The organism is Agrobacterium vaccinii, assembly GCF_021310995.1.
GTDB lineage: Bacteria > Pseudomonadota > Alphaproteobacteria > Rhizobiales > Rhizobiaceae > Agrobacterium > Agrobacterium vaccinii.
This window is the reverse complement of record NZ_CP054150.1, coordinates 1,349,495-1,371,922: the sequence shown is the minus strand read 5'-3', so window position 1 is coordinate 1,371,922 and position 22,428 is coordinate 1,349,495. Positions and strand designations below refer to the sequence as shown.

23 protein-coding genes are annotated in these 22,428 nt (G+C 57.1%); 10 read left to right on the top strand and 13 right to left on the bottom strand.

Going from position 1 to position 22,428, the window contains the following annotated elements; translation table 11 throughout:
* From HRR99_RS06940 to HRR99_RS06920, 5 genes are all read right to left on the bottom strand, one after another.
* A complete protein-coding gene (locus HRR99_RS06940) occupies positions 1-354 on the bottom strand; it encodes a DUF1304 domain-containing protein (protein WP_233123236.1) in 354 nt (117 codons plus the stop codon).
* 103 nt (positions 355-457) lie between these two features.
* Positions 458-1,438: a zinc-binding dehydrogenase gene (locus HRR99_RS06935; protein WP_233123235.1), complete on the bottom strand. Its 981-nt coding sequence runs from the start codon at positions 1,436-1,438 to the stop codon at positions 458-460.
* A gap of 135 nt (positions 1,439-1,573) precedes the next feature.
* Complete coding sequence (locus HRR99_RS06930) at positions 1,574-1,936, bottom strand: hypothetical protein (protein ID WP_111838494.1); 363 nt, start codon at positions 1,934-1,936, stop codon at positions 1,574-1,576.
* 468 nt (positions 1,937-2,404) lie between these two features.
* Positions 2,405-2,665, bottom strand: a complete 261-nt coding sequence (locus HRR99_RS06925) for a hypothetical protein (protein WP_233123234.1) — start codon at positions 2,663-2,665, stop codon at positions 2,405-2,407.
* A gap of 21 nt (positions 2,666-2,686) precedes the next feature.
* Positions 2,687-2,953 (bottom strand): hypothetical protein, encoded by a 267-nt coding sequence (locus HRR99_RS06920; RefSeq protein ID WP_112500037.1) that lies wholly within the window; start codon positions 2,951-2,953, stop codon positions 2,687-2,689.
* A 300-nt stretch (positions 2,954-3,253) separates the two neighbouring features.
* On the opposite strand from HRR99_RS06920, the gene HRR99_RS06915 reads away from it, so the two are divergent.
* Together HRR99_RS06915 and HRR99_RS06910 are read left to right on the top strand one after the other, a co-directional pair.
* Positions 3,254-4,618, top strand: a complete 1,365-nt coding sequence (locus HRR99_RS06915) for an SPOR domain-containing protein (RefSeq protein ID WP_422387299.1) — start codon at positions 3,254-3,256, stop codon at positions 4,616-4,618.
* Between the two features lie 91 nt (positions 4,619-4,709).
* The gene (locus tag HRR99_RS06910) at positions 4,710-4,973 is read left to right on the top strand and encodes a hypothetical protein (RefSeq protein ID WP_111838351.1); all 264 of its coding nucleotides are present in this window, start codon (positions 4,710-4,712) and stop codon (positions 4,971-4,973) included.
* A 136-nt stretch (positions 4,974-5,109) separates the two neighbouring features.
* Here HRR99_RS06910 and gyrA read toward each other — a convergent pair whose 3' ends face one another.
* Positions 5,110-7,911 carry a DNA gyrase subunit A gene (gene gyrA / locus HRR99_RS06905; protein WP_233123233.1) on the bottom strand — a complete coding sequence of 934 codons (2,802 nt, stop codon included), beginning with the start codon at positions 7,909-7,911 and terminating at the stop codon, positions 5,110-5,112.
* 253 nt (positions 7,912-8,164) lie between these two features.
* Here gyrA and HRR99_RS06900 point away from each other — a divergent pair, with 253 nt between their 5' ends.
* Both HRR99_RS06900 and HRR99_RS06895 read left to right on the top strand, forming a co-directional pair.
* Entirely contained in the window at positions 8,165-8,794 is a 630-nt protein-coding gene (locus HRR99_RS06900) for a MarC family protein (RefSeq protein WP_112499973.1), read from the top strand.
* Positions 8,795-8,814: 20 nt separating this feature from the next.
* Positions 8,815-9,963 (top strand): HPP family protein, encoded by a 1,149-nt coding sequence (locus HRR99_RS06895; RefSeq protein WP_233123232.1) that lies wholly within the window; start codon positions 8,815-8,817, stop codon positions 9,961-9,963.
* An 88-nt stretch (positions 9,964-10,051) separates the two neighbouring features.
* On the opposite strand, the gene HRR99_RS06890 is transcribed toward HRR99_RS06895, so the two are convergent.
* Positions 10,052-10,315: a hypothetical protein gene (locus HRR99_RS06890; protein ID WP_233123231.1), complete on the bottom strand. Its 264-nt coding sequence runs from the start codon at positions 10,313-10,315 to the stop codon at positions 10,052-10,054.
* Between the two features lie 26 nt (positions 10,316-10,341).
* A complete protein-coding gene (locus HRR99_RS06885; protein WP_111838355.1) occupies positions 10,342-10,866 on the bottom strand; it encodes a single-stranded DNA-binding protein in 525 nt (174 codons plus the stop codon).
* Between the two features lie 288 nt (positions 10,867-11,154).
* On the opposite strand from HRR99_RS06885, the gene uvrA reads away from it, so the two are divergent.
* Together uvrA and HRR99_RS06875 are read left to right on the top strand one after the other, a co-directional pair.
* Positions 11,155-14,076 carry an excinuclease ABC subunit UvrA gene (uvrA, locus tag HRR99_RS06880; protein WP_233123230.1) on the top strand — a complete coding sequence of 974 codons (2,922 nt, stop codon included), beginning with the start codon at positions 11,155-11,157 and terminating at the stop codon, positions 14,074-14,076.
* A 42-nt stretch (positions 14,077-14,118) separates the two neighbouring features.
* Positions 14,119-14,919, top strand: a complete 801-nt coding sequence (locus tag HRR99_RS06875) for a DUF72 domain-containing protein (RefSeq protein ID WP_233123229.1) — start codon at positions 14,119-14,121, stop codon at positions 14,917-14,919.
* 25 nt (positions 14,920-14,944) lie between these two features.
* Here HRR99_RS06875 and dusA read toward each other — a convergent pair whose 3' ends face one another.
* Entirely contained in the window at positions 14,945-15,955 is a 1,011-nt protein-coding gene (dusA, locus tag HRR99_RS06870) for a tRNA dihydrouridine(20/20a) synthase DusA (protein WP_233123228.1), read from the bottom strand.
* Between the two features lie 136 nt (positions 15,956-16,091).
* On the opposite strand from dusA, the gene HRR99_RS06865 reads away from it, so the two are divergent.
* Entirely contained in the window at positions 16,092-16,781 is a 690-nt protein-coding gene (locus HRR99_RS06865) for a fumarylacetoacetate hydrolase family protein (protein ID WP_233123227.1), read from the top strand.
* A 15-nt stretch (positions 16,782-16,796) separates the two neighbouring features.
* Positions 16,797-17,324, top strand: a complete 528-nt coding sequence (locus HRR99_RS06860) for a gamma carbonic anhydrase family protein (protein ID WP_233123226.1) — start codon at positions 16,797-16,799, stop codon at positions 17,322-17,324.
* Here the strand turns inward: HRR99_RS06860 and HRR99_RS06855 are convergent.
* From HRR99_RS06855 to znuC, 3 genes are read right to left on the bottom strand one after another with little or no spacing between them, the layout of a single operon-like run.
* Positions 17,321-17,725: a Fur family transcriptional regulator gene (locus HRR99_RS06855; RefSeq protein WP_111838361.1), complete on the bottom strand. Its 405-nt coding sequence runs from the start codon at positions 17,723-17,725 to the stop codon at positions 17,321-17,323. The genes HRR99_RS06860 and HRR99_RS06855 overlap by 4 nt on opposite strands.
* On the bottom strand, positions 17,722-18,540 hold the full coding sequence (gene znuB / locus HRR99_RS06850; protein ID WP_233123225.1) for a zinc ABC transporter permease subunit ZnuB: 819 nt from the start codon (positions 18,538-18,540) through the stop codon (positions 17,722-17,724). The genes HRR99_RS06855 and znuB overlap by 4 nt, the downstream gene beginning before the upstream one ends.
* Positions 18,533-19,450, bottom strand: a complete 918-nt coding sequence (gene znuC, locus HRR99_RS06845; RefSeq protein WP_233123224.1) for a zinc ABC transporter ATP-binding protein ZnuC — start codon at positions 19,448-19,450, stop codon at positions 18,533-18,535. Before znuC ends, znuB begins: the two co-directional genes overlap by 8 nt.
* 103 nt (positions 19,451-19,553) lie before the next feature.
* Between znuC and znuA the strand changes: the two genes are divergently transcribed.
* Both znuA and zigA read left to right on the top strand, forming a co-directional pair.
* On the top strand, positions 19,554-20,546 hold the full coding sequence (znuA, locus tag HRR99_RS06840) for a zinc ABC transporter substrate-binding protein ZnuA (protein ID WP_233123223.1): 993 nt from the start codon (positions 19,554-19,556) through the stop codon (positions 20,544-20,546).
* Positions 20,547-20,624: 78 nt separating this feature from the next.
* Complete coding sequence (gene zigA, locus HRR99_RS06835; protein ID WP_233123222.1) at positions 20,625-21,830, top strand: zinc metallochaperone GTPase ZigA; 1,206 nt, start codon at positions 20,625-20,627, stop codon at positions 21,828-21,830.
* 116 nt (positions 21,831-21,946) lie between these two features.
* Here zigA and HRR99_RS06830 read toward each other — a convergent pair whose 3' ends face one another.
* Positions 21,947-22,276: an RcnB family protein gene (locus tag HRR99_RS06830; RefSeq protein ID WP_233123221.1), complete on the bottom strand. Its 330-nt coding sequence runs from the start codon at positions 22,274-22,276 to the stop codon at positions 21,947-21,949.
* Positions 22,277-22,428: the final 152 nt, after the last annotated feature.

The following is a 22,428-nucleotide window of genomic DNA, read 5'->3' as shown; positions in this document are numbered from 1 at the left end:
TCAGACCCCCGCTAGCACCGCGACGAGAGCGATCAGCGCAGGTGCTGACTGGATCATCATGATTTTTCGATGCGCCGTCACGCCACCGAAGATGCCAGCGACGAAGATGCAGACCAGAAAGAAGATAGCGATGCTTCTGTCGGCGATGCCGTGTGCTAAGCTGAAGATCAGACCAGCCGCGAGGAAACCGTTGTAAAGACCCTGATTGGCGGCAAGCACCTTGCTGCTTTCTGCAAATTCCGGCGAGAGCCTGAAGGCTTTTCGACCCGCCGGTTTTGTCCAAAAGGCCATCTGCAAGATCAGAATATAGAAATGAAGTGCTGCGATCAGCACGATGAGAATATTGGCGATCAAAGTCTATCCCCCCGGATGTAATGCTCCAATCGCCAGTTAGCACCAAACATCGGCGTGCGGAAGCGGCTTTGACCGCCCCGCCGTGCGCCTCTCGCTTGACGTCCTACGGCTTCAACAGAACTTTCCCCGCCTTTCCTGACGCGAGTGACGCCTTCACTGCATCGGCGATGTCAGCCAGATCGTAGACGCCCTCTACGGGTAGTTTGATCGTGCCATCTTCCACCAGCCTGATGAGTTCACCGAAGAGGCGGTGCCGGACATCCGTCGGCATGGAGCCAATGACCTTGCTGCCCCAAAAACCCTTGATGGTCAGTTGTTTGAAAATGACAGGGCCGGACGAAATTTGCATGGGCGCACCGGTCATCGATCCAAAGGAAACGAGCAGACCGTCATCACCCAGCAATTCGGCAATATCGTTGCTGGCAGTGCCACCAATAGAATCGACACCGGCGCGGATTGGATGATCCCCGGTCATTGAGCGCACCTCATCCTTCCAATCCGGCGTTGCCGTCGACACACCGTTGATGATGCCGAGGTCGGAGAGCTCCTTGATGCCGTCATCACGACGCACGAGATTGACGACGTGAATGTTGCGGGCCTGCGCAAGCATGGCGACGGCCTTGCCAACGGCGCCGTTGGCGGTGTTTTGGATCATCCAGTCACCTTCCTTGACGCCCAGAAACTCCAGCAATGTGATGGCACTGAAGGGCATGGCGATCAACTGCGCGGCCGCTTCGTCGGATATCGTATCGGGCACGGGAACGACGCCAGCCGCAGGTGCGAGAAAATACTCGGCCCAGGACCCGTGCACACCCGCTACCGCGACCCGTCGACCCAACAGAGAAGCATCAGCGCCCTCGCCCAGTTCTTCAACGATACCAACCGCTTCGCTGCCACCGATCGCGCCGGGTAACGGTGGCTTGTATCCATAGTTGCCACGCACCGTCCAAAGGTCGTGATTATGGATGGGGGAAAGAAGCGTGCGTATGCGCAACTGCCCTTCACCAGGTTTTGGGACCGGAGCGTCCTTCAAAGCAAGCACGTCCTGCGGTTCGCCAAAAACGTCGTGTGTTGCGCTGCGCATCATATTGTCCTTGTTTTCAAGTCTGTCGTGATCAGACCCTTCGAAAACAATGAGGCGATGATATGAAGTGTCGGTGGCGCAAAAGAAAAGCCGACCTGAAGGCCGGCTTTCATCAACTCATTCGTTGTGCAGCCATTACTGGCAGACGCGGAAACTTTCGGTGTGCCAGCCGCCATCATAGGCGTTGCGGATCTGACGGTCCTCGAACCAGCATCTTGGCGGCGGAGGTGGTGGTGGCTCGACGTAGCGAGGGCCGCTGTTGGCGAGAGCGCCGCCAATAATACCACCCAGAACGCCAGCTGCGATGCCACCGGCAATAATTCTGCCGTCATGGTCGCGGTGTCTGCGCGGAGGGTCACGATAAGGAGGTGGCGGCGGACCGCGACGGTCGTACCTGTAGGGGCCATCGTAATATTGTGCTGATGCAGTCTGAACGCTGGTCAACACCGCGCCGCTGGCGATGATTGCGGCAAGTGTAGCGAGAAGAATCTTTTTCATTGCGGGCTGCTCCATGTGAGCCGAACCAGTCTCGGGTATCGGCTCAATATGCTCGCAAAATGGCACGGCAGTGATGAACAAGTGCTGAACGCGGAAAACGCGTATCGCCAAGGTTTGAAATTCAACCAGAAGCGTACCGTTCGCCACCACAATGGCCTTTCACACGCTGGCATCCACCGTTATGCCTGATTTGCTTCCTCCACGGGAGGAGCTCCCAAGTCCTGAAAGCCAATCAGGCATAGCTTGGCCCCGCCTTTTGGTGGGGCTTTTTTTATGCCGTCAGAAAAATTATGTCGTGATTGCTGACTTATTTTTAACGAGCGTACCGATGCGGCTGGATGTGCACTTTCCTAATTTGGCAAATCTCAAATAGAAAGAGCCATCGCTCAAGGGCTTTGCCCGACTTTCCCCGAGCGACCAACCTGCCCCGCCCATTGCGGGGCTTTTTTGTTTGCAGCCGGAAATCTGTCAGTAGCTGCGGCTGGGAGACGGGGCCGATACATCCAGTCCCGGCGCAGGCCTGCTCTCGTGATTTTCTTTCAGCAAGTCTTCGAACAACTCTATGATGGCAGTTGGCATGTTTCTTGAGAATTCGTCGAAAAGCTCGTGCGCCCGGTTCCAGGCGTAAATACCAAGGAGCGTGAGGACGAGCAGAAGCAGCCACGGCCAGATCGGCTTTTTACGTGGCGGTGGCCTGTCTCGTCTCTGGTTATTGTCAACGGTGCTCATAATGCACTCCGGGCTGGATGATCAACGCTGGCTGGCTCGCGGTTCGCCACCCGGCGCATAGGCCACCTTTTGCAGGAAGCGGAAGATGTTTCCGCACTGCCCGCAGCGTATCATGTACTCAGCTGGATTTCTCGACGGACGCTCCGCACGAAAACCCCTGGGCATTTCATCTATGCGAAAATCCACATCGGGATTTGCCTTCTCATCCTGCTCGGACGCTTCTGCAAAGCCGCTATGGCCGCATTTGGAACATTCGAGTTTGCGGGAATATCGATCGCGTGAGGCCATGGTGCATCCTTCGTTTCGCGACAGGTAGCAATCGGCGCGCTGTGTTTCAATATGCATTGCCATCGCTGCACAGACTTGAGTGGCCTGTATCGGTTTTGATCACGCCATGCATTTTATCGGCTTCAGATACCATTCATAAACCACTTGGTAACGCCATCACTCTAAAGTTGGCGGGTGAAAAGTCTGGCGGGGCGTGTCGGACGGAACAGTGGCATGCGATTAATGAGTTCAACCGTGTTCAAAAAAATATCTGAGGTACTCGGGCAAGCGGTAAACGCTAAGTCTTGCGTGAAGGTTTTCATGTTTGCGGTCGCTATGGCGACGGCAACCACCGCCACAACGCAGATCGCGAAAGCTGATCCCAAATATGCGGGCATCGTTCTGGATGCCAGAACCGGCAAGGTTCTGTATAGTGAGGACCCTGATGGTTTGCGCTATCCTGCATCGCTGACCAAAATGATGACCCTGTATCTGACGTTCGAAGCGTTGAACTCAGGCCGCATCACTCTCGACTCGAAAGTTCCGATTTCTGCCAACGCTGCGAAAGAGCCTCCATCGAAATTGGGCGTTCGCGCAGGCGGCTCGGTTACGGTCGAGCAGGCCATTCTTGCTCTGGTCACCCGCTCGGCCAACGACGTTGCGACGGCACTCGGCGAATATCTCGGCGGCTCGGAAGAACGTTGGGGACGGCTCATGACGGCGAAGGCACGTGCACTGGGCATGACCCGCACGACCTATCGCAATGCTCACGGCCTGCCCAATACGGCGCAGATGACGACGGCGCGCGATCAGGCTCGTCTTTCCGTTGCGCTGCGTCAGCACTTCCCGCAGTATTACGGCTACTTCAACACCCGCACCTTTACCTTCGGCAAGCAGGTCATCGGCAATCATAACCGCCTCGTTGGCACCGTTCGCGGCGTCGATGGTATCAAGACTGGTTATACGCGCGCTGCCGGTAGCAACCTTGCAACATCAGCACAGCTGGACGGTCGTTCCATCGTTGCTGTTGTCCTAGGCGGTCGTTCCAGCGCTGCTCGCGATGCGACGATGCGTAAGCTTGTTGCGGAATATCTTCCACAGGCATCTCGTGGTGGTAACAGCAACCTGATCGCAGCTACTCCATCTGCTCTGCTCGAAGAGCCAATGGCCGTTGCTGCGTCCACACAACCTTCCGGTCTGCCGCATGCCGGGCCCGTTCCGCAGGCACGCTATGCAGACGAGACACCGGTTACGGCTTTTGCACCGGCTCAAGCCAATGCTGCTGTCGCTGCCATGGATGTCGTGACACGCGCAAAGACCCCTGCCCGTCCCGTTCCTCCTGTCGACATGAAGCCGGATCGTTCGCTTGTGACGAACTCCACCAAGGTCGACAACATCGTGACGGCATCTACAGTTCCTGCGCCTGTAACATCAGGCAGCGCTGGCTGGGTCATTCAGATCGGCGCATCGCCGGATGAAGGCTCTGCACGCAACCTGCTTCAGGCAGCACAGGACAAGGGTGGCAGTCTACTTCGCACTGCCAAGCCATTCACGGTCGCCTTTAGCAAGGACGGCTCCCAGATGTACCGTGCACGTTTCGGCGGCTTCGGCGGCCAGAACGAAGCGGTCAACGCATGCAACCTCTTGAAGAAGAAGGGCATCAGCTGCTGGGCTTCTCTCCAGTAAGCGACAGACGGTATCGGGGCCGGTAATGACTATCAAACTTAAAATTACCGGTTCCACTCCTCGAATTGTATTGTGTAACGAGGGTTTCCAGATGGCGATCAACGAAAATTATGCGGACATGGCAGCGGGCAAAGGCAGACAGCAAAGTCTTTCCGTGCTGCATCCGATCCACGAAGCGGCAATGCGAATTGCCGATCTCGGCCTGAATAAATCGCGCCACAAGACACGCGATCTCGTCAATCTCCTGCTTTGCCACGGCGCCCGCGCCTGGCGAAGCAACCAGCCGGAAGCAAAGATACATCTTCATATCGCTTCCCGCTCCGGCCAAAGCGTCATTCATTTGCGCCTGCGCTGAAATCTAACGGCATATAAAAAGCCCTGCGAGACATGTGTTTCGCAGGGCTTTTTGCTGTTTGCTTATAGGTTAGTTTTATGAGGAATACATCGACTGCAAACGAAAACGGCGGGGTTGAGCCCGCCGTTCCCTATTGTCATTCCTGAGCGTCGCCGTCTGGAGCGGCTGCGTCATCAGCAGTCCCGCCTTCAACGACCACTTCACCTTCGATGGCTTCGACCTCGTCGTCGCCCTCCGGCTCGTTGATGCGCTCGACAGAGACAACCTTCTCATCCTTGGCTGTGGAGAAGATCGTGACGCCCTTTGTGGCGCGGCTCGCGATGCGGATGCCATTGACAGGCACACGGATCAGCTGGCCACCATCGGAGACGAGCATGATCTGGTCGCCGTCTTCGACCGGGAAGGCCGCAACCAGCTCACCGATTTCCGTCGTCTTGGACGTATCGGTAGCACGGATACCCTTGCCGCCACGACCGGATGTACGGAAGTCATACGAAGAGGAGCGCTTACCGAAGCCCTTCTGGGAGACAGTCAGCACGAATTGTTCGCGTGCCTTCAGTACCTGATAGCGCTCTTCGCCAAGATCACCCTCTTCGAGAACCTCTTCGCCGACCAGCGCGATATCTTCCTCATCCACACCTGCTGCACGACGCTCGGCGGCAGAACGTTTCAGATAGGCCGCACGCTCCCATGGCTGCGCGTCGCTGCTGCCGACGATGGTCATGGAGATGATGCGATCGCCCTCGCCCATGTTGATACCGCGAACGCCGACCGAGTTACGGCCTGCAAAGACGCGAACGTCATCCACGGAGAAGCGAATGCACTGGCCCAACGCCGTGGTGAGGAGCACGTCGTCACGTTCGGTGCAGGTTTCGACGGAGAGGATTTCGTCGCCCTCTTCGTCCAGCTTCATCGCGATCTTGCCGTTGCGGTTGACCTGAACGAAGTCGGAGAGCTTGTTACGGCGAACCGTTCCACGCGTGGTCGAGAACATCACGTCCAGCGTTTCCCACGTCGTCTCGTCTTCCGGCAATGGCATGATGGTGGTGATGCGCTCGCCAGCCGCCAATGGCAACATGTTGATCAGTGCCTTGCCCTTGGACTGCGGGGTGCCGATAGGCAGACGCCAGACCTTTTCCTTATAGACGATACCGCGCGAGGAGAAGAACAGAACGGGCGTATGGGTGTTTGCCACGAACAGCCGGTTCACGAAGTCCGCATCGCGCGTTGCCATGCCGGAGCGACCCTTACCGCCACGACGCTGCGCCTTGTAGGTCGTCAACGGCACGCGCTTGATGTAGCCGAGGTGCGATACGGTCACGACCATGTCTTCGCGGGCGATGAGGTCTTCATCGTCCATATCAGGGCCGCCTTCGACGATCTGGCTTCGACGCGGCGTGCCGAACTCATCACGCACCGCTGCCAGCTCATCCTTGACGATTTGCTGAATGCGAATGCGGGACGACAGAATATCGAGATATTCACTGATCTCGGCGCCGATCTTGTTCAGCTCGTCACCGATTTCATCGCGACCGAGAGCCGTCAAACGTGCCAAGCGCAATTCGAGAATGGCGCGCGCCTGCTCTTCGGACAGATTATAGGTCTTGTCCTCGTTGATGCGGTGGCGCGGATCGTCGATCAACATGATCAGGCTTTCGACATCCGAGGCAGGCCAGCGGCGTGTCATCAACTGCTCACGCGCGGTTGCCGGGTCAGGTGCCTGACGGATGACTCGAATGACCTCGTCGATATTGGCGACTGCAATCGCCAGACCCACCAACACATGCGCGCGGTCACGCGCCTTGCGCAGCAGGTACTTGGTACGACGGCTGACGACTTCTTCGCGGAAGGAAACGAAAGCGCGCAGCATGTCCAGCAGCGTCATCTGCTCCGGCTTGCCGCCGTTCAGCGCCACCATGTTGCAACCGAAAGACGTCTGCAATGGCGTGTAACGGTAAAGCTGGTTCAAAATGACTTCGGCATTGGCATCACGCTTCAGCTCGACCACCACGCGGTAACCCTGGCGGTCGGACTCGTCGCGAAGGTCGGAAATGCCTTCGACGCGTTTGTCCTTGACCAGTTCGGCCATCTTTTCGATCATCGACGACTTGTTCACCTGGAAGGGAACTTCGGTGATGATGATCTGTTCGCGGTCGCCACGCATCGGCTCGATCGTCGCACGGCCGCGCATGATGACGGAACCACGGCCTGTTTCGTAAGCCGAACGAATGCCCGAGCGTCCGAGAATGAAGGCGCCTGTCGGGAAATCCGGGCCGGGAATGATTTCCATCAGTTCCGGCAACTCGATCTCCGGGTTGTCGATCAGCGCGATGGAGCCGTTGATGACTTCGGTCAGATTGTGCGGAGGAATGTTGGTCGCCATGCCGACGGCGATGCCGCCTGCGCCATTGACGAGAAGGTTGGGGAACTTGGCGGGAACCACGACCGGCTCCGTCATGGTGCCATCGTAGTTGTCGCGGAAATCGACCGTTTCCTTGTCGAGATCATCCAGCAGCGCGTGCGCCACCTTCTCGAGGCGGCACTCGGTATAACGCTGGGCAGCTGGCGGATCGCCGTCAATGGAGCCGAAATTGCCCTGGCCATCGATCAGCGGCATGCGCAGCGACCAGTCCTGGGCCATACGTGCCAACGCGTCGTAAATCGCCGAGTCCCCGTGCGGATGGTATTTACCCATCACGTCACCGGTTACGCGGGCGGACTTGACGTATTTCTTGTTCCAGTCGAGGCCGAGTTCATTCATCCCATAAAGAATACGGCGATGAACGGGTTTCAGTCCGTCACGGACGTCTGGAAGCGCACGGCTGACGATAACGCTCATGGCGTAATCGAGATACGACCGCTGCATTTCCTCCATGATGGAAATCGGCTCAATGCCTGGCGGAAGCTTTCCGCCGCCTGGGGGGCTCTGGTCAGTCAAATCGGATCACATTCTATGTTAAGAATCGGATGGATTTTTATAGCGGAAACAGTGCTAAAGCGCCAATTTCCAAGGGCGTTTTGAACAGTCTTTTGCGTCATTTGCAAGACGATACACAGTTTTATCAAGGTGGTGGGCGAAAACGGCTCGGGCGGGGTTTCAAACCGGGCGTGACTTACCTACCATCACGCAAAACAAGACGTCGAAACTCCTGCCAATGCACGGGGTTTGCAAGCGCTGAAACGGGGACACCATGGCAACCACCGAACTTCTCATCAACGCGCTGACAACGATGCTGGTGACACTCGACCCACCCGGCCTTGCGCCTGTGTTTCTGGCGCTGACGGTTGGCATGACGCGGGCCCAGCGCGGCCAGGTGGCGCTGAGAGGCTCGATCATCGCCTTTGCCATTCTCGCCATGTTTGCTCTGTTCGGTTCGTCCATTCTGGAACTCCTCGGTATATCTCTGGGTGCCTTCCGCATCTCCGGCGGCCTTCTGCTCTTCTGGATTTCCTTTGAAATGATTTTCGAAAAGCGGCAGGAGCGTAAGGAAAAGACGTCGGAAATGGCGATCACGTTGGATCACATCCAGAATATCGCCGTCTTTCCTTTGGCGCTCCCGTTGATCGCCGGTCCCGGTGCGATCTCCGCAACCGTGCTGATCTCAGGCTCGATGCAGACGACGTTCGACAAGATCATCTTTATTCTCATCCTCGCCTTCAGCATGCTGCTGGTGTTTCTCGCGCTGCTCGCTGCCGACCGTCTGGACCGCTTTCTCGGCAACACCGGCCGCGCCATCCTAACCCGCTTGCTGGGCGTACTTTTGGCAGCGCTTTCGGTGCAGTTCGTGGTGGACGGCGTGAAATCTGTTATTGCGTCGTAACGACACACGAGAGTTTCAGAATGCTAAATCCGTTACGCCGCGTTGTGCCGGAGACAATGCCGGTCAGTTATAAGGAGCGTCTTCGCTCCGCGACCGGGGCACTACTCGGAATTCTTGTAACAGGCCTTATCGGGCACTGGGCAGTTGGCGACAATGCCGCGTTGCCAGCCCTTATTGCGCCCATGGGCGCCTCCGCCGTGCTGTTGTTCGCCGTTCCCTCAAGCCCGCTTGCGCAGCCTTGGTCCATTCTCTGCGGCAATATTGTTTCCGCTTTTGTGGGCGTAACCGTCGCGATGTTGGTCGCAGACCCCTTCTTGGCGGCAGCACTGGCGATCAGCATCGCCATTGCTGCAATGATGACGCTGCGTTGCCTCCATCCGCCCAGCGGCGCTGTTGCACTGACTGCGGTATTGGGTGGATCAGCCATTCAAGGATTGGGTTACGGCTTCGTGCTGTGGCCAGTGGCTGGAAACTCCGTAGCGCTTCTCGCCCTCGCTGTGATCTTCAACAACATCTCAGGCCGTCGTTACCCTCACGTCGTCCGCTCCGTCCCCGCCAGCCATGGCACGAAAGACCCCTCACCTATCCAGCGTATCGGCTTTTCCAGAGATGATCTTGATGATGTCTTGAGGGAGTATGATCAGGTCATCGACATCGATCGCGACGATCTCGAAACGATTTTGCGCCGTACCGAACTGCGCTCCTACAGACGCCGCACGACCCATCTGGATTGCGCGAGCATCATGTCACGCGACGTCGTTGGTGTGGCGCCGGACGACTCTCTGAAAACCGCGCACGACCTGATGCGCGACCACCATTTCAAGGCTCTACCGGTGACCAACGACACAGCCGAGGTGGTCGGCATTGTGACGCAGACGGATTTTCTGGAAAAGGCAAGCTGGACGAGTGGCCGCCCGGTGATCGGGCTTCTTCAGCGCATCCGGCTGATCTTTTCAGGACGCAGCGCGCCGAATGGCACCGTCAAAGACATCATGACATCGCCGGTCAAAACCGTCTCACCGGAGACGCCGATAGAGGACGCCATCATTATGCTGGCGGAACAGGGCCTGCATTATCTGCCTGTCGTAGACAGCAACAAAAAACTTGCTGGCATCATTTCCCAATCGGACGTGATGGTGGGAATGTTGGCGGACAAGGCTGGCAAATAAACGCCGCCAACCGAAACTTCATCTAACAGACCAATGAAGCAACAGACCGAACCTAATGGCCTGCGTGCCCCTCAGCGTCAGTAAACGTTCAGTCGGACCGCCTCGCCTTCAAAATGCGCTTCCAGATCGTTCCGCCCAAGTAGCGATTGAAGACCAAAAAGTAGGCAACGATGAGCGCAAAGAGAATAAGCGCAGGCATGCCCTGCAGGCTGAAACCGCTTTCCGTGCGTCCGCCGGACACAACAGCAACGAGATATCCGAATACCCAGAAGGCCGTAAAGAAATCCAGAATCGCTGCAAGGACGATGCGCCAAGTCGATGGCTGGCGCGTCGTTGTCGTCGTCTCGGTCATGCTGTCCCCCTGCTATGGTTCAAAAATCAGAATGGAATATCGTCGTCCATGTCATTGTTGAAATTGCCTGCTGGCTGGCCGCCGCGGGATGCGCCACCGCGCGAAGAGGACGATGGCTGATCGTTGCCGCCGCCGTAATTTCCGCCGCCGCCACCGAAATCGTCTCCGCCACGGCCTGCACCACCACCGCCGCCTTCACCGCGACCATCAAGCATGGTCAGCGTGGAGTTGAAGCCCTGCAACACGATTTCCGTGGAGTAACGATCGGCGCCGGTCTGGTCCTGCCATTTGCGGGTCTGAAGCGCGCCCTCGATATAGAGCTTGGCACCCTTCTTCACATATTGCTCGACGACCTTGCAAAGGCCTTCGTTGAAAACCACGACGGTGTGCCATTCGGTCTTTTCGCGGCGTTCACCGGAGTTACGGTCACGCCAGCTTTCAGACGTGGCAATCCGCAAATTCGCGATGGGGCGACCGTCCTGCGTGCGGCGAATTTCGGGATCAGCGCCGACATTTCCAACCAGAATAACCTTGTTTACGCTGCCAGCCATCTCTTCAATCCTGTCTACCAGCCGTCATGGCCAGCCTCATACTGTTCAAAATCTCATTCACCATAGACCATCCTTGCGCCGGAAGGGCACCGGATGGAACGACAATCCACAAGGAATGTTTTTGTCCTGTGAAGACACTTGTCAATCGTTCTTCATTTGTTCTATTAAAGGCAATCGAGTGAGTCAAGCGCATCGAAAAGCATACGAAAATCTTAATATACCTCGACACGCCGGTTTCGGTCATTACATAAGAGCCTACGCCTCCCAACGAGTATTTTGAGCCTCCTCATGAGTGAATTAAAGACGATTTCGATCCGTGGCGCCCGCGAGCACAACCTCAAAGGCATCGATCTGGATTTGCCGCGCAACAAGCTGATCGTCATGACTGGGCTGTCGGGCTCCGGCAAATCTTCTCTCGCATTTGACACGATCTATGCGGAGGGGCAGCGTCGCTACGTCGAAAGCCTTTCGGCCTATGCCCGGCAGTTTCTGGAAATGATGCAGAAGCCCGACGTGGATCAGATCGAAGGTCTGTCGCCGGCCATTTCCATCGAACAGAAGACGACCTCGCGCAACCCGCGCTCGACGGTCGGAACTGTCACGGAAATCTATGACTACATGCGCCTACTGTTTGCGCGTGTCGGCGTTCCCTATTCGCCAGCGACCGGGCTGCCCATCGAAAGCCAGACCGTCAGCCAGATGGTCGACCGCATCCTCGCGTTCGAGGAGGGCAAGCGGCTCTATATTCTTGCGCCCATGATCAGAGGTCGTAAAGGCGAATATAAAAAAGAGCTGGCCGAACTGATGAAGAAGGGCTTCCAGCGCGTAAAGGTGGATGGCCAATTCTACGAAATTGCCGATGTCCCGGCGCTGGACAAGAAATACAAGCACGATATCGATGTCGTCGTGGACCGCGCCGTTGTGCGGCCAGATATGGCAGCGCGTTTGGCGGACAGTCTCGAAACCTGCCTGAAACTCGCAGACGGTCTGGCTGTTGCAGAATTTGCCGACAAGCCCCTGCCGCCAGAGGAAACATCGGCGGGTGGATCGGCCAATAAGTCGCTCAACGAAACCCATGAGCGGGTGCTTTTCTCGGAAAAGTTTGCCTGCCCCGTATCGGGCTTCACGATCTCCGAGATCGAGCCGCGCTTGTTTTCCTTCAATAATCCGTTCGGTGCTTGCCCCACTTGCGATGGCCTTGGCTCGCAGCAGAAAGTCGATATTGCACTCATCGTGCCGGAGCCTGCCCGCACGTTGAAAGATGGGGCCGTGGCACCTTGGGCAAAATCATCGTCACCCTATTATAATCAAACGCTGGAAGCCCTTGGCAAAGCCTTCGGTTTCAAGCTTTCGAGCCGCTGGAACGACCTGACGGATGCCGCGAAAAAGGCCATTCTTCACGGTACTGACGACAAGGTCGAGTTCGAATATCAGGACGGCGCTCGCTCCTATAAGACGGTCAAGAACTTCGAAGGCATCGTTCCAAACCTCGAGCGCCGCTGGAAAGAGACTGATAGCGCATGGGCGCGTGAAGAGATCGAACGCTACATGTCGGCAGCACCCTGCCCGGCCTGCGCCGGGTATCGCCTGAAGCCGGAAGCCCTGGCGGTGAAGATCAACAAGCTGCACATCGGCCAGGTCACGGAAATGTCGATCCGCGTAGCACGCGACTGGTTCGAGGTTTTGCCGGAATCGCTCAATGCCAAACAGAATGAGATCGCCGTTCGTATCCTGAAGGAAATCCGCGAACGCCTGCGCTTCCTCAACGATGTCGGGCTGGATTATTTGAGCCTGTCGCGAAATTCCGGCACCCTGTCCGGTGGTGAGAGCCAGCGTATTCGCCTCGCCTCGCAAATCGGCTCTGGTCTGACAGGCGTTCTCTACGTTCTCGACGAGCCATCGATCGGCCTGCACCAGCGTGACAACGCACGTCTGCTGGAAACGCTGAAACATCTTCGCGATATCGGCAACACCGTCATAGTTGTCGAGCATGATGAAGACGCGATCATGACGGCGGATTACGTTGTCGATATCGGTCCCGCCGCTGGTATTCACGGTGGTGAGGTGATTGCCGAAGGTACGCCGCAGCAGGTGATGGCCAACCCGAAATCGCTGACCGGCAAGTATCTTTCCGGCGAACTTGGCGTGGCGGTTCCCAGTGAGCGCCGCAAGGCCAAGAAGGGTAAGGAAGTCAAGGTCGTCGGTGCACGCGGCAACAATTTGAAGAATGTCACCGCCTCCGTCCCGCTTGGCGTCTTCACTGCGGTGACTGGCGTTTCGGGCGGCGGAAAGTCGACATTCCTGATTGAGACGCTGTATAAATCCGCGGCGCGACGCGTCATGGGCGCACGCGAAATTCCCGCCGAACATGACCGCATCGATGGCTTCGAATTTATCGACAAGGTCATCGATATCGATCAGTCACCCATCGGTCGCACACCGCGCTCCAACCCGGCCACCTACACTGGCGCCTTCACGCCAATCCGCGACTGGTTTGCTGGATTGCCGGAATCCAAGGCGCGTGGTTATGCGCCGGGCCGCTTCTCCTTCAACGTAAAGGGTGGTAGATGCGAAGCCTGTCAGGGTGATGGCGTCATCAAGATCGAGATGCACTTCTTGCCTGACGTTTACGTCACCTGTGACGTTTGCCACGGCAAGCGCTACAATCGTGAAACACTCGATGTGACTTTCAAGTCCAAATCCATCGCCGACGTTCTGGATATGACGGTCGAAGAAGGTGTGGAGTTCTTCGCGGCTGTGCCTGCCGTGCGTGACAAGCTGCAGTCGCTATTCGACGTCGGACTTGGCTACATCAAGGTTGGGCAGCAGGCCAACACCCTGTCGGGTGGTGAAGCGCAGCGCGTGAAGTTGGCGAAGGAGCTATCCAAGCGTTCAACGGGCCGCACGCTCTATATTCTCGACGAGCCGACAACCGGCCTGCATTTCCACGACGTCAACAAGCTCTTGGAAATGCTGCATGAACTGGTCAATCAGGGCAACTCCGTCGTCGTCATCGAACATAATCTCGAAGTCATCAAGACTGCGGATTGGGTTATCGATATCGGTCCCGAAGGCGGTACCGGCGGCGGTGAGATCGTGGCAACCGGCACGCCGGAACAGATCGTCAAGGAGAAGCGCTCCTATACCGGTCATTTCCTGAAAGAACTGCTGGAGCGTCGTTCCGACCGAAAGATTGAGGCAGCGGAGTAACGCGCCCTCTGCACCGGGATCAGGCATTTACGGGAGAGAAGAATGAGCAAGACTGGCACGATCCGCACCGGCATTGGCGGCTGGACCTTCGAGCCTTGGGAAGGCACATTCTATCCTGAGAAGATGCCGAAGCGACGTCAGCTCGAACACGCCAGCAGTCAGTTGGCCGCTATCGAGGTCAACGGCACATACTACGGTAGTCAGAAGCCTGAGACATTCGCGAAATGGGCGTCGGAAGTACCAGATGGCTTCATTTTCTCGCTCAAAGCCAGCCGCTTCGTGACGAACCGCAAGGTGCTGGCCGAGGCGGGTGAATCGATGGCGAAATTTCTCACACAAGGCCTGACGGAGCTGGGCGATCATCTAGGCCCGATCCTGTGGCAATTTGCGCCGACCAAGAAATTCGAGCCGGAAGACTTCGCTCGCTTTCTGGCACTCCTGCCGGAAAAGCAGGACGGACTGGCGTTGCAGCATGTCGTGGAGGTCCGCAATCCGAGCTTTCAGGTTCCAGAATTCATCGAGCTCCTGGCAAAACACAAGGTCGCAGTCGTCTGCGCCGACCACCACGACTATCCGATGTTGCCGGATGTGACGGCTGACTTCGTCTATTGCCGCCTGCAAAAAGGCGAGGACGACATCGAAACCTGCTATCCTGAGAAGGATGTAAAAGCCTGGGGCGAACGCTTGAAGACCTATGCTGGAGGTTCGGTACCGGATGACCTTCCGCTGATCGCGCCGGATCGAAAAGCAGAGAAAAAGCCACGCGATGTCTTTGCCTTTTTTATCACGGGCGGCAAGGTCAATGCTCCCAATGGCGCTAAGATGCTGCAAACATTGGTTTGATATTGGTGCGACACACGACGTGTCGCTATCCTGCCAGGGGCTCCTGCGCATCGAAATTGATGGCGGAAAAGGCCGCCGCGATCACTTCCGGGCCAGCACCTGCGCGGGTCGAGTCACTCGACAGAATCTGGCGGAATCTGCGCGCACCGGGCAATCCCTGAAACAGCCCTACCATGTGACGGGTGACGTGGTTGAGACGACCGCCATTGGCGATGTAGTCGGCTGCGTAATCCATCATTTTATCTCGCAGCGCCAGCCAGTCAGGCACGCTTTCCGGCGCGCCGTAAATGCGGTGATCGACATCCGCGAGGATGGAGGTGTTGTGATAGGCAGCGCGGCCAAGCATCACCCCGTCCATGTGTTTCAGATGCTCTTCGGCCTGATCGAGATCGGTGATTCCACCGTTGATGCCGATAAAAACGTCGGGATTTCGCTGCTTCATCCGGTAGACGAGGTCGTAGTCCAGCGGCGGCACGTCTCTGTTTTCCTTTGGCGACAGCCCCTGAAGCCATGCTTTTCGGGCGTGGACCCAGACTGCGTCGGCGCCCTCTGCCACCACGCGGGCGATGAAATCAGGCAGCACGATTTCCGGGTCCTGATCATCGACACCGATACGGCACTTTACAGTCACCGGCACGGTGGCGACAGATTTCATCGCGGACACGCAGCGCGCAACCGTTTCCGGCTCGCGCATGAGGCATGCACCGAATGTGCCTGATTGAACCCTGTCCGATGGGCAGCCGACGTTGAGATTAATTTCGTCGTAACCGAAGTCTGCAGCAATCCGCACAGCCTCCGACAGCTTTGCCGGATCGGACCCGCCAAGCTGAAGGGCGACCGGATGCTCCTGCACATGATAGCCTAGCAGCTTTTCCCGCTGCCCGTGGATAATCGCGTCCGCCACGATCATTTCGGTGTAGAGCAGCGCATGGCTGGATAGCTGCCGGTGCAGAAAACGGCATCGCGTGTCGGTCCAGTCGATCATCGGTGCGACTGCGAAGATTTTGCCGCCATTGGCGCGTGCTTTTTGGTACATGTCTCGTGAAACCTCTTAACGTCCGGCTTCTATCGCAATGCGCGGGATAATGCCAGTTTTCCCACGCCAGTGTTTTTTGAACTGGAATTCCAGGCAGAATCGCGGGACAACCGAAGACAGAAATCAGGAGCTCACCATGTCCGCGACCGTTATTCCCGTTCCACCATCCGTCCTGTTGCCCGTTGAAGGCAGCAGCGAGACTTTTCCGGTCCGCCGGGTGTATTGCGTGGGGCGGAACTATGCGGACCACGCCATCGAAATGGGTCACGATCCATCGCGCGAACCTCCGTTCTTTTTCCAGAAAAACGCTGAAAACCTTTTGCCGACGGGTCAGGATTTTCCCTATCCGGCACTGTCTTCGAACGTTCATTTCGAAGTTGAATGCGTCGTTGCGCTGAAAAGTGGCGGCTCCGACATTGCGGTGGACAACGCGCTCGCACATGTCTGGGGCTATGCTGTCGGCATCGATATGACGCGCCGTGATATGCAGGACACCCTGAAGAAGATGGGCCGTTCATGGGAAGGTGCCAAGGCTTTCGAGGCTTCCGCCCCCGTTTCGCCCCTCGTTCCCGCCTCGAAAATCGGCCACCCTGACAAAGGTGCTGTCTGGTTGGACGTCAACGGCGAGCGAAAGCAGTCCGGCGATCTCGACCAGATGATCTGGAAGACGGCTGAGATCATCGCCGAACTGTCCAAGCTTTTCACGCTGGCTGCTGGCGATGTGATCATGACTGGCACGCCCGCTGGTGTCGGCCCCATCGTCAAGGGTGACGTCATGACGTGTGGTGTTGATGGCGTCGGCACGCTGTCCGTTAAAGTCGTATAACGTAGAGGACAGGCCATGCCCCTTTATCGTCTGGGCGAACGTGCGCCGCAAACCCCTGCCCCCGACAGCTACTGGGTCGCGCCCGATGCCAATATCATCGGGTCTGTCACCATCGGCGAGGATGTCGGCATTTGGTTCGGCGCCACGTTGCGCGGCGATAATGAGCCGATCACCGTTGGACGCGGCACCAATATTCAGGAAGGTGTGATGGTGCACAGCGATCCCGGCTTTCCGGCTACGATTGGCGAAGGCTGCACCATTGGCCACCACGCCATCATTCATGGCTGTACCATCGGCGACAACACACTGGTCGGCATGGGTGCCACGGTGCTGAACGGCGCGAAGATCGGCAAGAACTGCCTTATCGGCGCGAATGCGCTGGTTACCGAAGGAAAGGAATTTCCCGACAATTCTCTGATCGTCGGGTCACCGGCGCGGGCCATCCGCACTCTTGATGATGCGGCGGTTCAGTCCCTCAAGACATCCGCCGCCAAGTATGTCGAGAACTGGCGGCGCTTTGCCAGAGATTTGCAGCCGCTCTAGGCGGCGCAGGCTTCGCAAAGTCCACGTATTTCGATCGTGGTTTTTTCCGCCTTGAACTTCTGGTTCTTGACCCAATCACCCAGACGATGATCGATCTGGTGATCATGAAATTCCGTGACCTGACCGCAGGCGTTGCAAATGGCGAATGCGACCGTGCCGTGGTGGTGCGTGCAGCAATCCGTTTGCGTGTGCGAGCATGCAACGAAAGCGTTGAGGCTCTCCAACCGGTGCACGATACCGAGTTCGATAAGCTTCTCCAGCGCGCGATAGACCTGCAAAGGCGCACGAAAACCGCTGTCCCGCAATTTGTCGAGAATGACGTAAGCACTGAGCGGCGCCTGCGAACGCGTGAGCGCATCGTAAACCAGAGACTGGTTGCGCGTGAGGTTTAAACTGGTCATGGGCGACCTCCCTGCTCTGCATTTCGCGCAAATTTGGGCGCTGGCAAGAGACTGAAAATGAACAGCAGCACGGCTGCAACGACGATGGATGGTCCTGACGGCGTATCGTAATGCAGCGAGCCCATCAACCCGCCAAAGACCGCGACCGCACCGATGAGTGATGCCAAAACGGCCATGACTTCCGGCGTGGACGAAAAGCGACGCGCCGTTGCTGCCGGAATGATGAGCAGCGACGTGATCAGCATGATGCCGACGATTTTCATGGCGATGGCAATGACGAGGGCCATCAGCAGCATGAACAACAGTTTCGACCGCTCTGGCCGCATGCCCTCGGCCTCCGCCAGCTCGGCATTGACTGTGGAAGCGAGCAGCGGTTTCCACAAATAAGCAATCGCGAGCAGAACCACCACGCCACCACCCCATATCAGCTGGATATCCAACACAGTGACCGCCAGGATATCCCCGAACAAGAACGCCACGAGATCGATGCGGACCCAGGTCATGAAGGCGACGATGACGAGCCCGAAGGCAAGCGCCGAATGCGAAAGAATGCCCAGCAGGGCATCGGCAGACAGGGCCTGGCGCCTTTGCAGAAACAACAGGATCAGCGACACCAGGGACGCGACGATAAAGACACTGACGATCAGATTGATCTGGAACAGCAGCGAAATCGCCACGCCGAGCAACGCCGAATGTGCCATCGTATCACCGAAATAGGCCATACGCCGCCAGACGACGAAACAGCCCAGCGGCCCCGCCATTAGAGCGACACCGATTCCCGCAACCATGGCCCGCACGAAGAAATCGTCAAACATGCTTTGCTCCCGGTGCATGAGCCGCGTGCCCGGCATGATGGTGCCCATCGTCGTGATCATGGCCGCAGCCGCAGTCGTCCTGATGCGCATGGTCGTGGGGTTCGTGGTGGTGCCCGTCGTGCGGATGGCAATGGTCCGTCACGGATCCATCGGCATGTTGTACGCGTCCATCGGGCAGATGCGTATGGTCGTGATCATGGCTGTAAACGGCAAGTCCACGTCCGGCTGCGCCACCGAACAGACGCATATATTCAGGACTCTGGCTGACGACCTGCGGTGTGCCGCGGCAGCAAACGTGGCCGTTCAGGCAGATGACGGTATCGGTTTCCGCCATCACGACATGCAAATCATGCGATATCAGCAAAATGCCGCAGCCGGTGGTGTTGCGAATGGTTTTGATGAGGTCATAAAGCGCGATTTCACCGGAAAAATCTACGCCCTGCACGGGCTCGTCCAGCACAAGCAAATCCGGTTTGCGGGCCACGGCCCGCGCCAGCAATGCACGCTGAAATTCGCCGCCCGAGAGATGCTGCACTTCGGCCCTGGCCAGATGCAAAATGCCGGTTGCGTCGAGTGCGGCGTCGATTTCGCGGGCGGGCAATTGTCCGGTCAGCGTCATCAACCGCCGAACGGTCAGCGGCATGGTCCAGTCAACGGAAAGCTTCTGCGGCACATAGCCGACCTTCAACCCGGCGATGCGCTCGACATGTCCTTCATCTGGCTTCAGCACACCGGTCGCCATTTTCGCGCTGGTGGATTTGCCGGATCCGTTGGGGCCGATCAGCGTGACGATCTCGCCTCTGCCCACGGAAAACTCCACGCCACGCACCAGCCAGCGCCCCGCGCGCTGCACGCCAGCGTTGGAAAGAGAGACCAGTTTTCCGTCGGTTTTGACCGGAGAGTGAAGCATGTATTTTTCCGTTTGTCGGTGTTGCACATGGCTATCGCATACGTTATAGCGTTACGCAACATATGTAATAACATAACATATCCATACAAGTGGAGCATACCGCATGAAAACAATCGCCACCCTTCTTCTCGCCTCCGCAGCCATGATCGCATCGTCCAACGCCATGGCCGCGCCGAATGTGGTGGTTTCTATCAAACCTATTCATTCTCTCGTCGCGGCCATCATGCAGGGTGTCGGCGAACCGGCATTGATCGTGGAAGGCGGCGCGTCTCCCCATACCTATTCGCTGAAGCCATCCAACGCGCGAGCTATCGAAGGCGCGGATGTTGTCTTCTGGGTGGGTGATGGCCTTGAGAAATTTCTGGAGAAGCCACTTCATTCGCTGGCTGGCAAGGCTACGGTCGTCGAGCTCGACGAGGCGAAGGGCGTCGAGAAGCTGCCGTTTCGTGAGGGTGGCCCATTCGAGGCGCACGACCATGGTGAGCACGAAGGCCATGACCATGCAGAGGGTGACGATCACAAGCATGAAGAAGAGCATGCTCATGATCACAGCCACGATGACGGCCATGATCACGATGAGGGTGAGTATGACATGCACTTGTGGCTCGATCCGACCAATGCGAAAGCCATGGCCGTCGAAATCGAGAAGACCTTGATCACCGCCGATCCCGGCAATGCGAAAACCTATCAGGACAATACCCTGAAACTGGTGGATAAGCTCGACGCGCTGGATGCTGAGATTACAGCGACCGTTGCCCCCATCAAGGACAAACCCTTCGTCGTATTCCATGATGCCTACCAATATTTCGAACATCGCTACGGCGTGAAGACAGCCGGTTCGATTACGGTCAGCCCGGAGACCATTCCGGGTGCTGACCGCATCAAGCAGATTCATGCCAAGGTAAAGGAACTGAACGCGACCTGCGTCTTCGCAGAACCGCAGTTCGAGCCGAAGCTGGTCAATGTCGTCATTGAAGGCACGAATGCGAAGTCGGGCACGCTCGACCCGGAAGCTGGCACGCTGGATGCCGGTCCTGATCTGTACTTCAAGCTCATGCGTGGCATCGCGACATCGCTGAAAGATTGCCTGTCCTGAGATCGACTTTGAGGAGGGTGGCTTACGCCGCCCTTCATTGTGCCCATACATGTAATACTATTACAATGGAGTGCCATTATGACTGGGAAATTGCCCGTTACCGTTCTGTCTGGATTTCTGGGCGCTGGAAAAACCACGCTTCTCAATCATATCCTCGGGAATCGTGAGGGACTGCGCGTTGCGGTGATCGTCAACGATATGAGCGAGGTCAACATCGATGCGGCGCTGATCCGCGATGGCGGCGCCAATCTTTCCCGCACTCAGGAACAGCTTGTCGAAATGACCAATGGCTGCATCTGTTGTACGCTACGGGATGATCTTTTGAATGAAGTCAGGCAATTGGCCGAGCAGGACAGGTTCGATTATCTGCTGATTGAATCAACGGGCATCGCTGAGCCCCTGCCCGTGGCCGCTACCTTCGATTTTCGTGATGAGAATGGCCAGAGCCTTTCCGACGTTGCCAAGCTCGATACAATGGTGACGGTGGTGGATTGCGCCAATTTGCTGAAAGATTATGGCTCGGCAGACTTTCTGGCCGACCGTGGCGAGACGGCGGGAGATGGCGACAGCAGGACCTTGGTGGACCTGCTGGTTGAGCAGATCGAATTTGCAAACGTGGTCGTGCTGAACAAGGTATCCACCGCCACGGCTGCTGAGCGCGATGCTGCAAGAAAGATCGTCGTCGGCCTCAACCCGGATGCAAAACTCATCGAGACTGATCAGGGCAAGGTCGATCTGAAGACGGTTCTGGGCACAGGACTCTTCGATTTCGCGGAGGCGGAGACACATCCCTTGTGGTTCAAGGAGTTGCACGGCTTCAAGGGTCACATCCCGGAAACGGAAGAATACGGCATCCGCTCCTTTGTCTACCGCGCAAAGCGTCCATTCGACCCCGCCCGTTTTCACGCCTTCATCAACCGGGATTGGCCGGGCGTGATCCGCGCCAAAGGTTTCTTCTGGCTCGCAACACGACCTGATCATGTCGGAGAGATCAGTCAGGCAGGTGCCTTGGTAAAAACGGGTAAGATGGGACTGTGGTGGTCATCCGTCCCTAAGCAGCACTGGCCGGAAGACCCGGGCTTTGCACGCATGCTGGCGCCCTACATGGATGACACATGGGGAGACCGGCGACAGGAAATCGTGTTCATCGGCGCCGACCCAATGAGTGAAGCCGAACTCCGATTGGCGCTGGATGCGTGCCTTATCGACGCGGCGACCTTTGCGCCGAAGGCCTGGCGTTCCCTTACCGACCCCTTCCCCGATTGGAACAGACAGGCCGCATGACGATAGACACACCAGCCTCACGTTTTCAATGCACTGCCGTGACGGACGAAGCGATCCCCGGAAACGACTGCGGCCATGGATATGATCCATGGCCGCAGGAGCAAGTTTCGGGTGATTTAGCGCGCGTTGGACAGGCCGATAATGAGGCCGTTCACGGCGTTAATCAGCAGATACTGATTGTCGACGCGCACCCAACGCTGGCCACGACCGGGCTCTCTCAGGTTATGGCGACGATAATCGCGGCGATCAACAAAGTGACGGCGATCCTTCGCCGCTAGGCGCTGACCACGGTCCCAACGATGCTTCTTAATAATCACCTTCTTGGTGGTGACCGTCCGTTCCATCGTCCGGTGGCCGGGGCGGTCGTCATGGCGGCTCTGCGCTTGCGCCGCCATTGGCGCAGCAAGAACAGTGGCGGCAAGAAGAATGGAGAAGAACTTTTTCATCGGTGTTTCCTTTCGTGAAGTGATGAACAGACCATATCGTCACAACAATGAACGGAAACTGAATTCGGAAATTACAAATCCGTAATGATCGCAGCAATTTAGATCGATCACTTAAAGTTCATATTTAGTATTTGGTGGAAAAGCCGCCCCGG

Bases quoted from the DNA above. Each gene is read 5' to 3' on its own strand.
- HRR99_RS06860 (WP_233123226.1), top strand. From the start codon at position 16,797: ATGCCCCTTTATCGTCTGGGCGAACGTGCGCCGCAAACCCCTGCCCCC.
- znuA (WP_233123223.1), top strand. From the start codon at position 19,554: ATGAAAACAATCGCCACCCTTCTTCTCGCCTCCGCAGCCATGATCGCA.
- HRR99_RS06875 (WP_233123229.1), top strand. From the start codon at position 14,119: ATGAGCAAGACTGGCACGATCCGCACCGGCATTGGCGGCTGGACCTTC.
- HRR99_RS06930 (WP_111838494.1), bottom strand. From the start codon at position 1,936: ATGAAAAAGATTCTTCTCGCTACACTTGCCGCAATCATCGCCAGCGGC.
- HRR99_RS06890 (WP_233123231.1), bottom strand. From the start codon at position 10,315: ATGACCGAGACGACGACAACGACGCGCCAGCCATCGACTTGGCGCATC.
- dusA (WP_233123228.1), bottom strand. From the start codon at position 15,955: ATGTACCAAAAAGCACGCGCCAATGGCGGCAAAATCTTCGCAGTCGCA.
- HRR99_RS06895 (WP_233123232.1), top strand. From the start codon at position 8,815: ATGCTAAATCCGTTACGCCGCGTTGTGCCGGAGACAATGCCGGTCAGT.
- uvrA (WP_233123230.1), top strand. From the start codon at position 11,155: ATGAGTGAATTAAAGACGATTTCGATCCGTGGCGCCCGCGAGCACAAC.
- HRR99_RS06865 (WP_233123227.1), top strand. From the start codon at position 16,092: ATGTCCGCGACCGTTATTCCCGTTCCACCATCCGTCCTGTTGCCCGTT.
- HRR99_RS06900 (WP_112499973.1), top strand. From the start codon at position 8,165: ATGGCAACCACCGAACTTCTCATCAACGCGCTGACAACGATGCTGGTG.
- HRR99_RS06925 (WP_233123234.1), bottom strand. From the start codon at position 2,665: ATGAGCACCGTTGACAATAACCAGAGACGAGACAGGCCACCGCCACGT.
- HRR99_RS06920 (WP_112500037.1), bottom strand. From the start codon at position 2,953: ATGGCCTCACGCGATCGATATTCCCGCAAACTCGAATGTTCCAAATGC.
- HRR99_RS06885 (WP_111838355.1), bottom strand. From the start codon at position 10,866: ATGGCTGGCAGCGTAAACAAGGTTATTCTGGTTGGAAATGTCGGCGCT.
- HRR99_RS06855 (WP_111838361.1), bottom strand. From the start codon at position 17,725: ATGACCAGTTTAAACCTCACGCGCAACCAGTCTCTGGTTTACGATGCG.
- HRR99_RS06830 (WP_233123221.1), bottom strand. From the start codon at position 22,276: ATGAAAAAGTTCTTCTCCATTCTTCTTGCCGCCACTGTTCTTGCTGCG.
- znuC (WP_233123224.1), bottom strand. From the start codon at position 19,450: ATGCTTCACTCTCCGGTCAAAACCGACGGAAAACTGGTCTCTCTTTCC.
- zigA (WP_233123222.1), top strand. From the start codon at position 20,625: ATGACTGGGAAATTGCCCGTTACCGTTCTGTCTGGATTTCTGGGCGCT.
- HRR99_RS06910 (WP_111838351.1), top strand. From the start codon at position 4,710: ATGGCGATCAACGAAAATTATGCGGACATGGCAGCGGGCAAAGGCAGA.
- HRR99_RS06935 (WP_233123235.1), bottom strand. From the start codon at position 1,438: ATGCGCAGCGCAACACACGACGTTTTTGGCGAACCGCAGGACGTGCTT.
- znuB (WP_233123225.1), bottom strand. From the start codon at position 18,540: ATGTTTGACGATTTCTTCGTGCGGGCCATGGTTGCGGGAATCGGTGTC.
- HRR99_RS06915 (WP_422387299.1), top strand. From the start codon at position 3,254: ATGTTTGCGGTCGCTATGGCGACGGCAACCACCGCCACAACGCAGATC.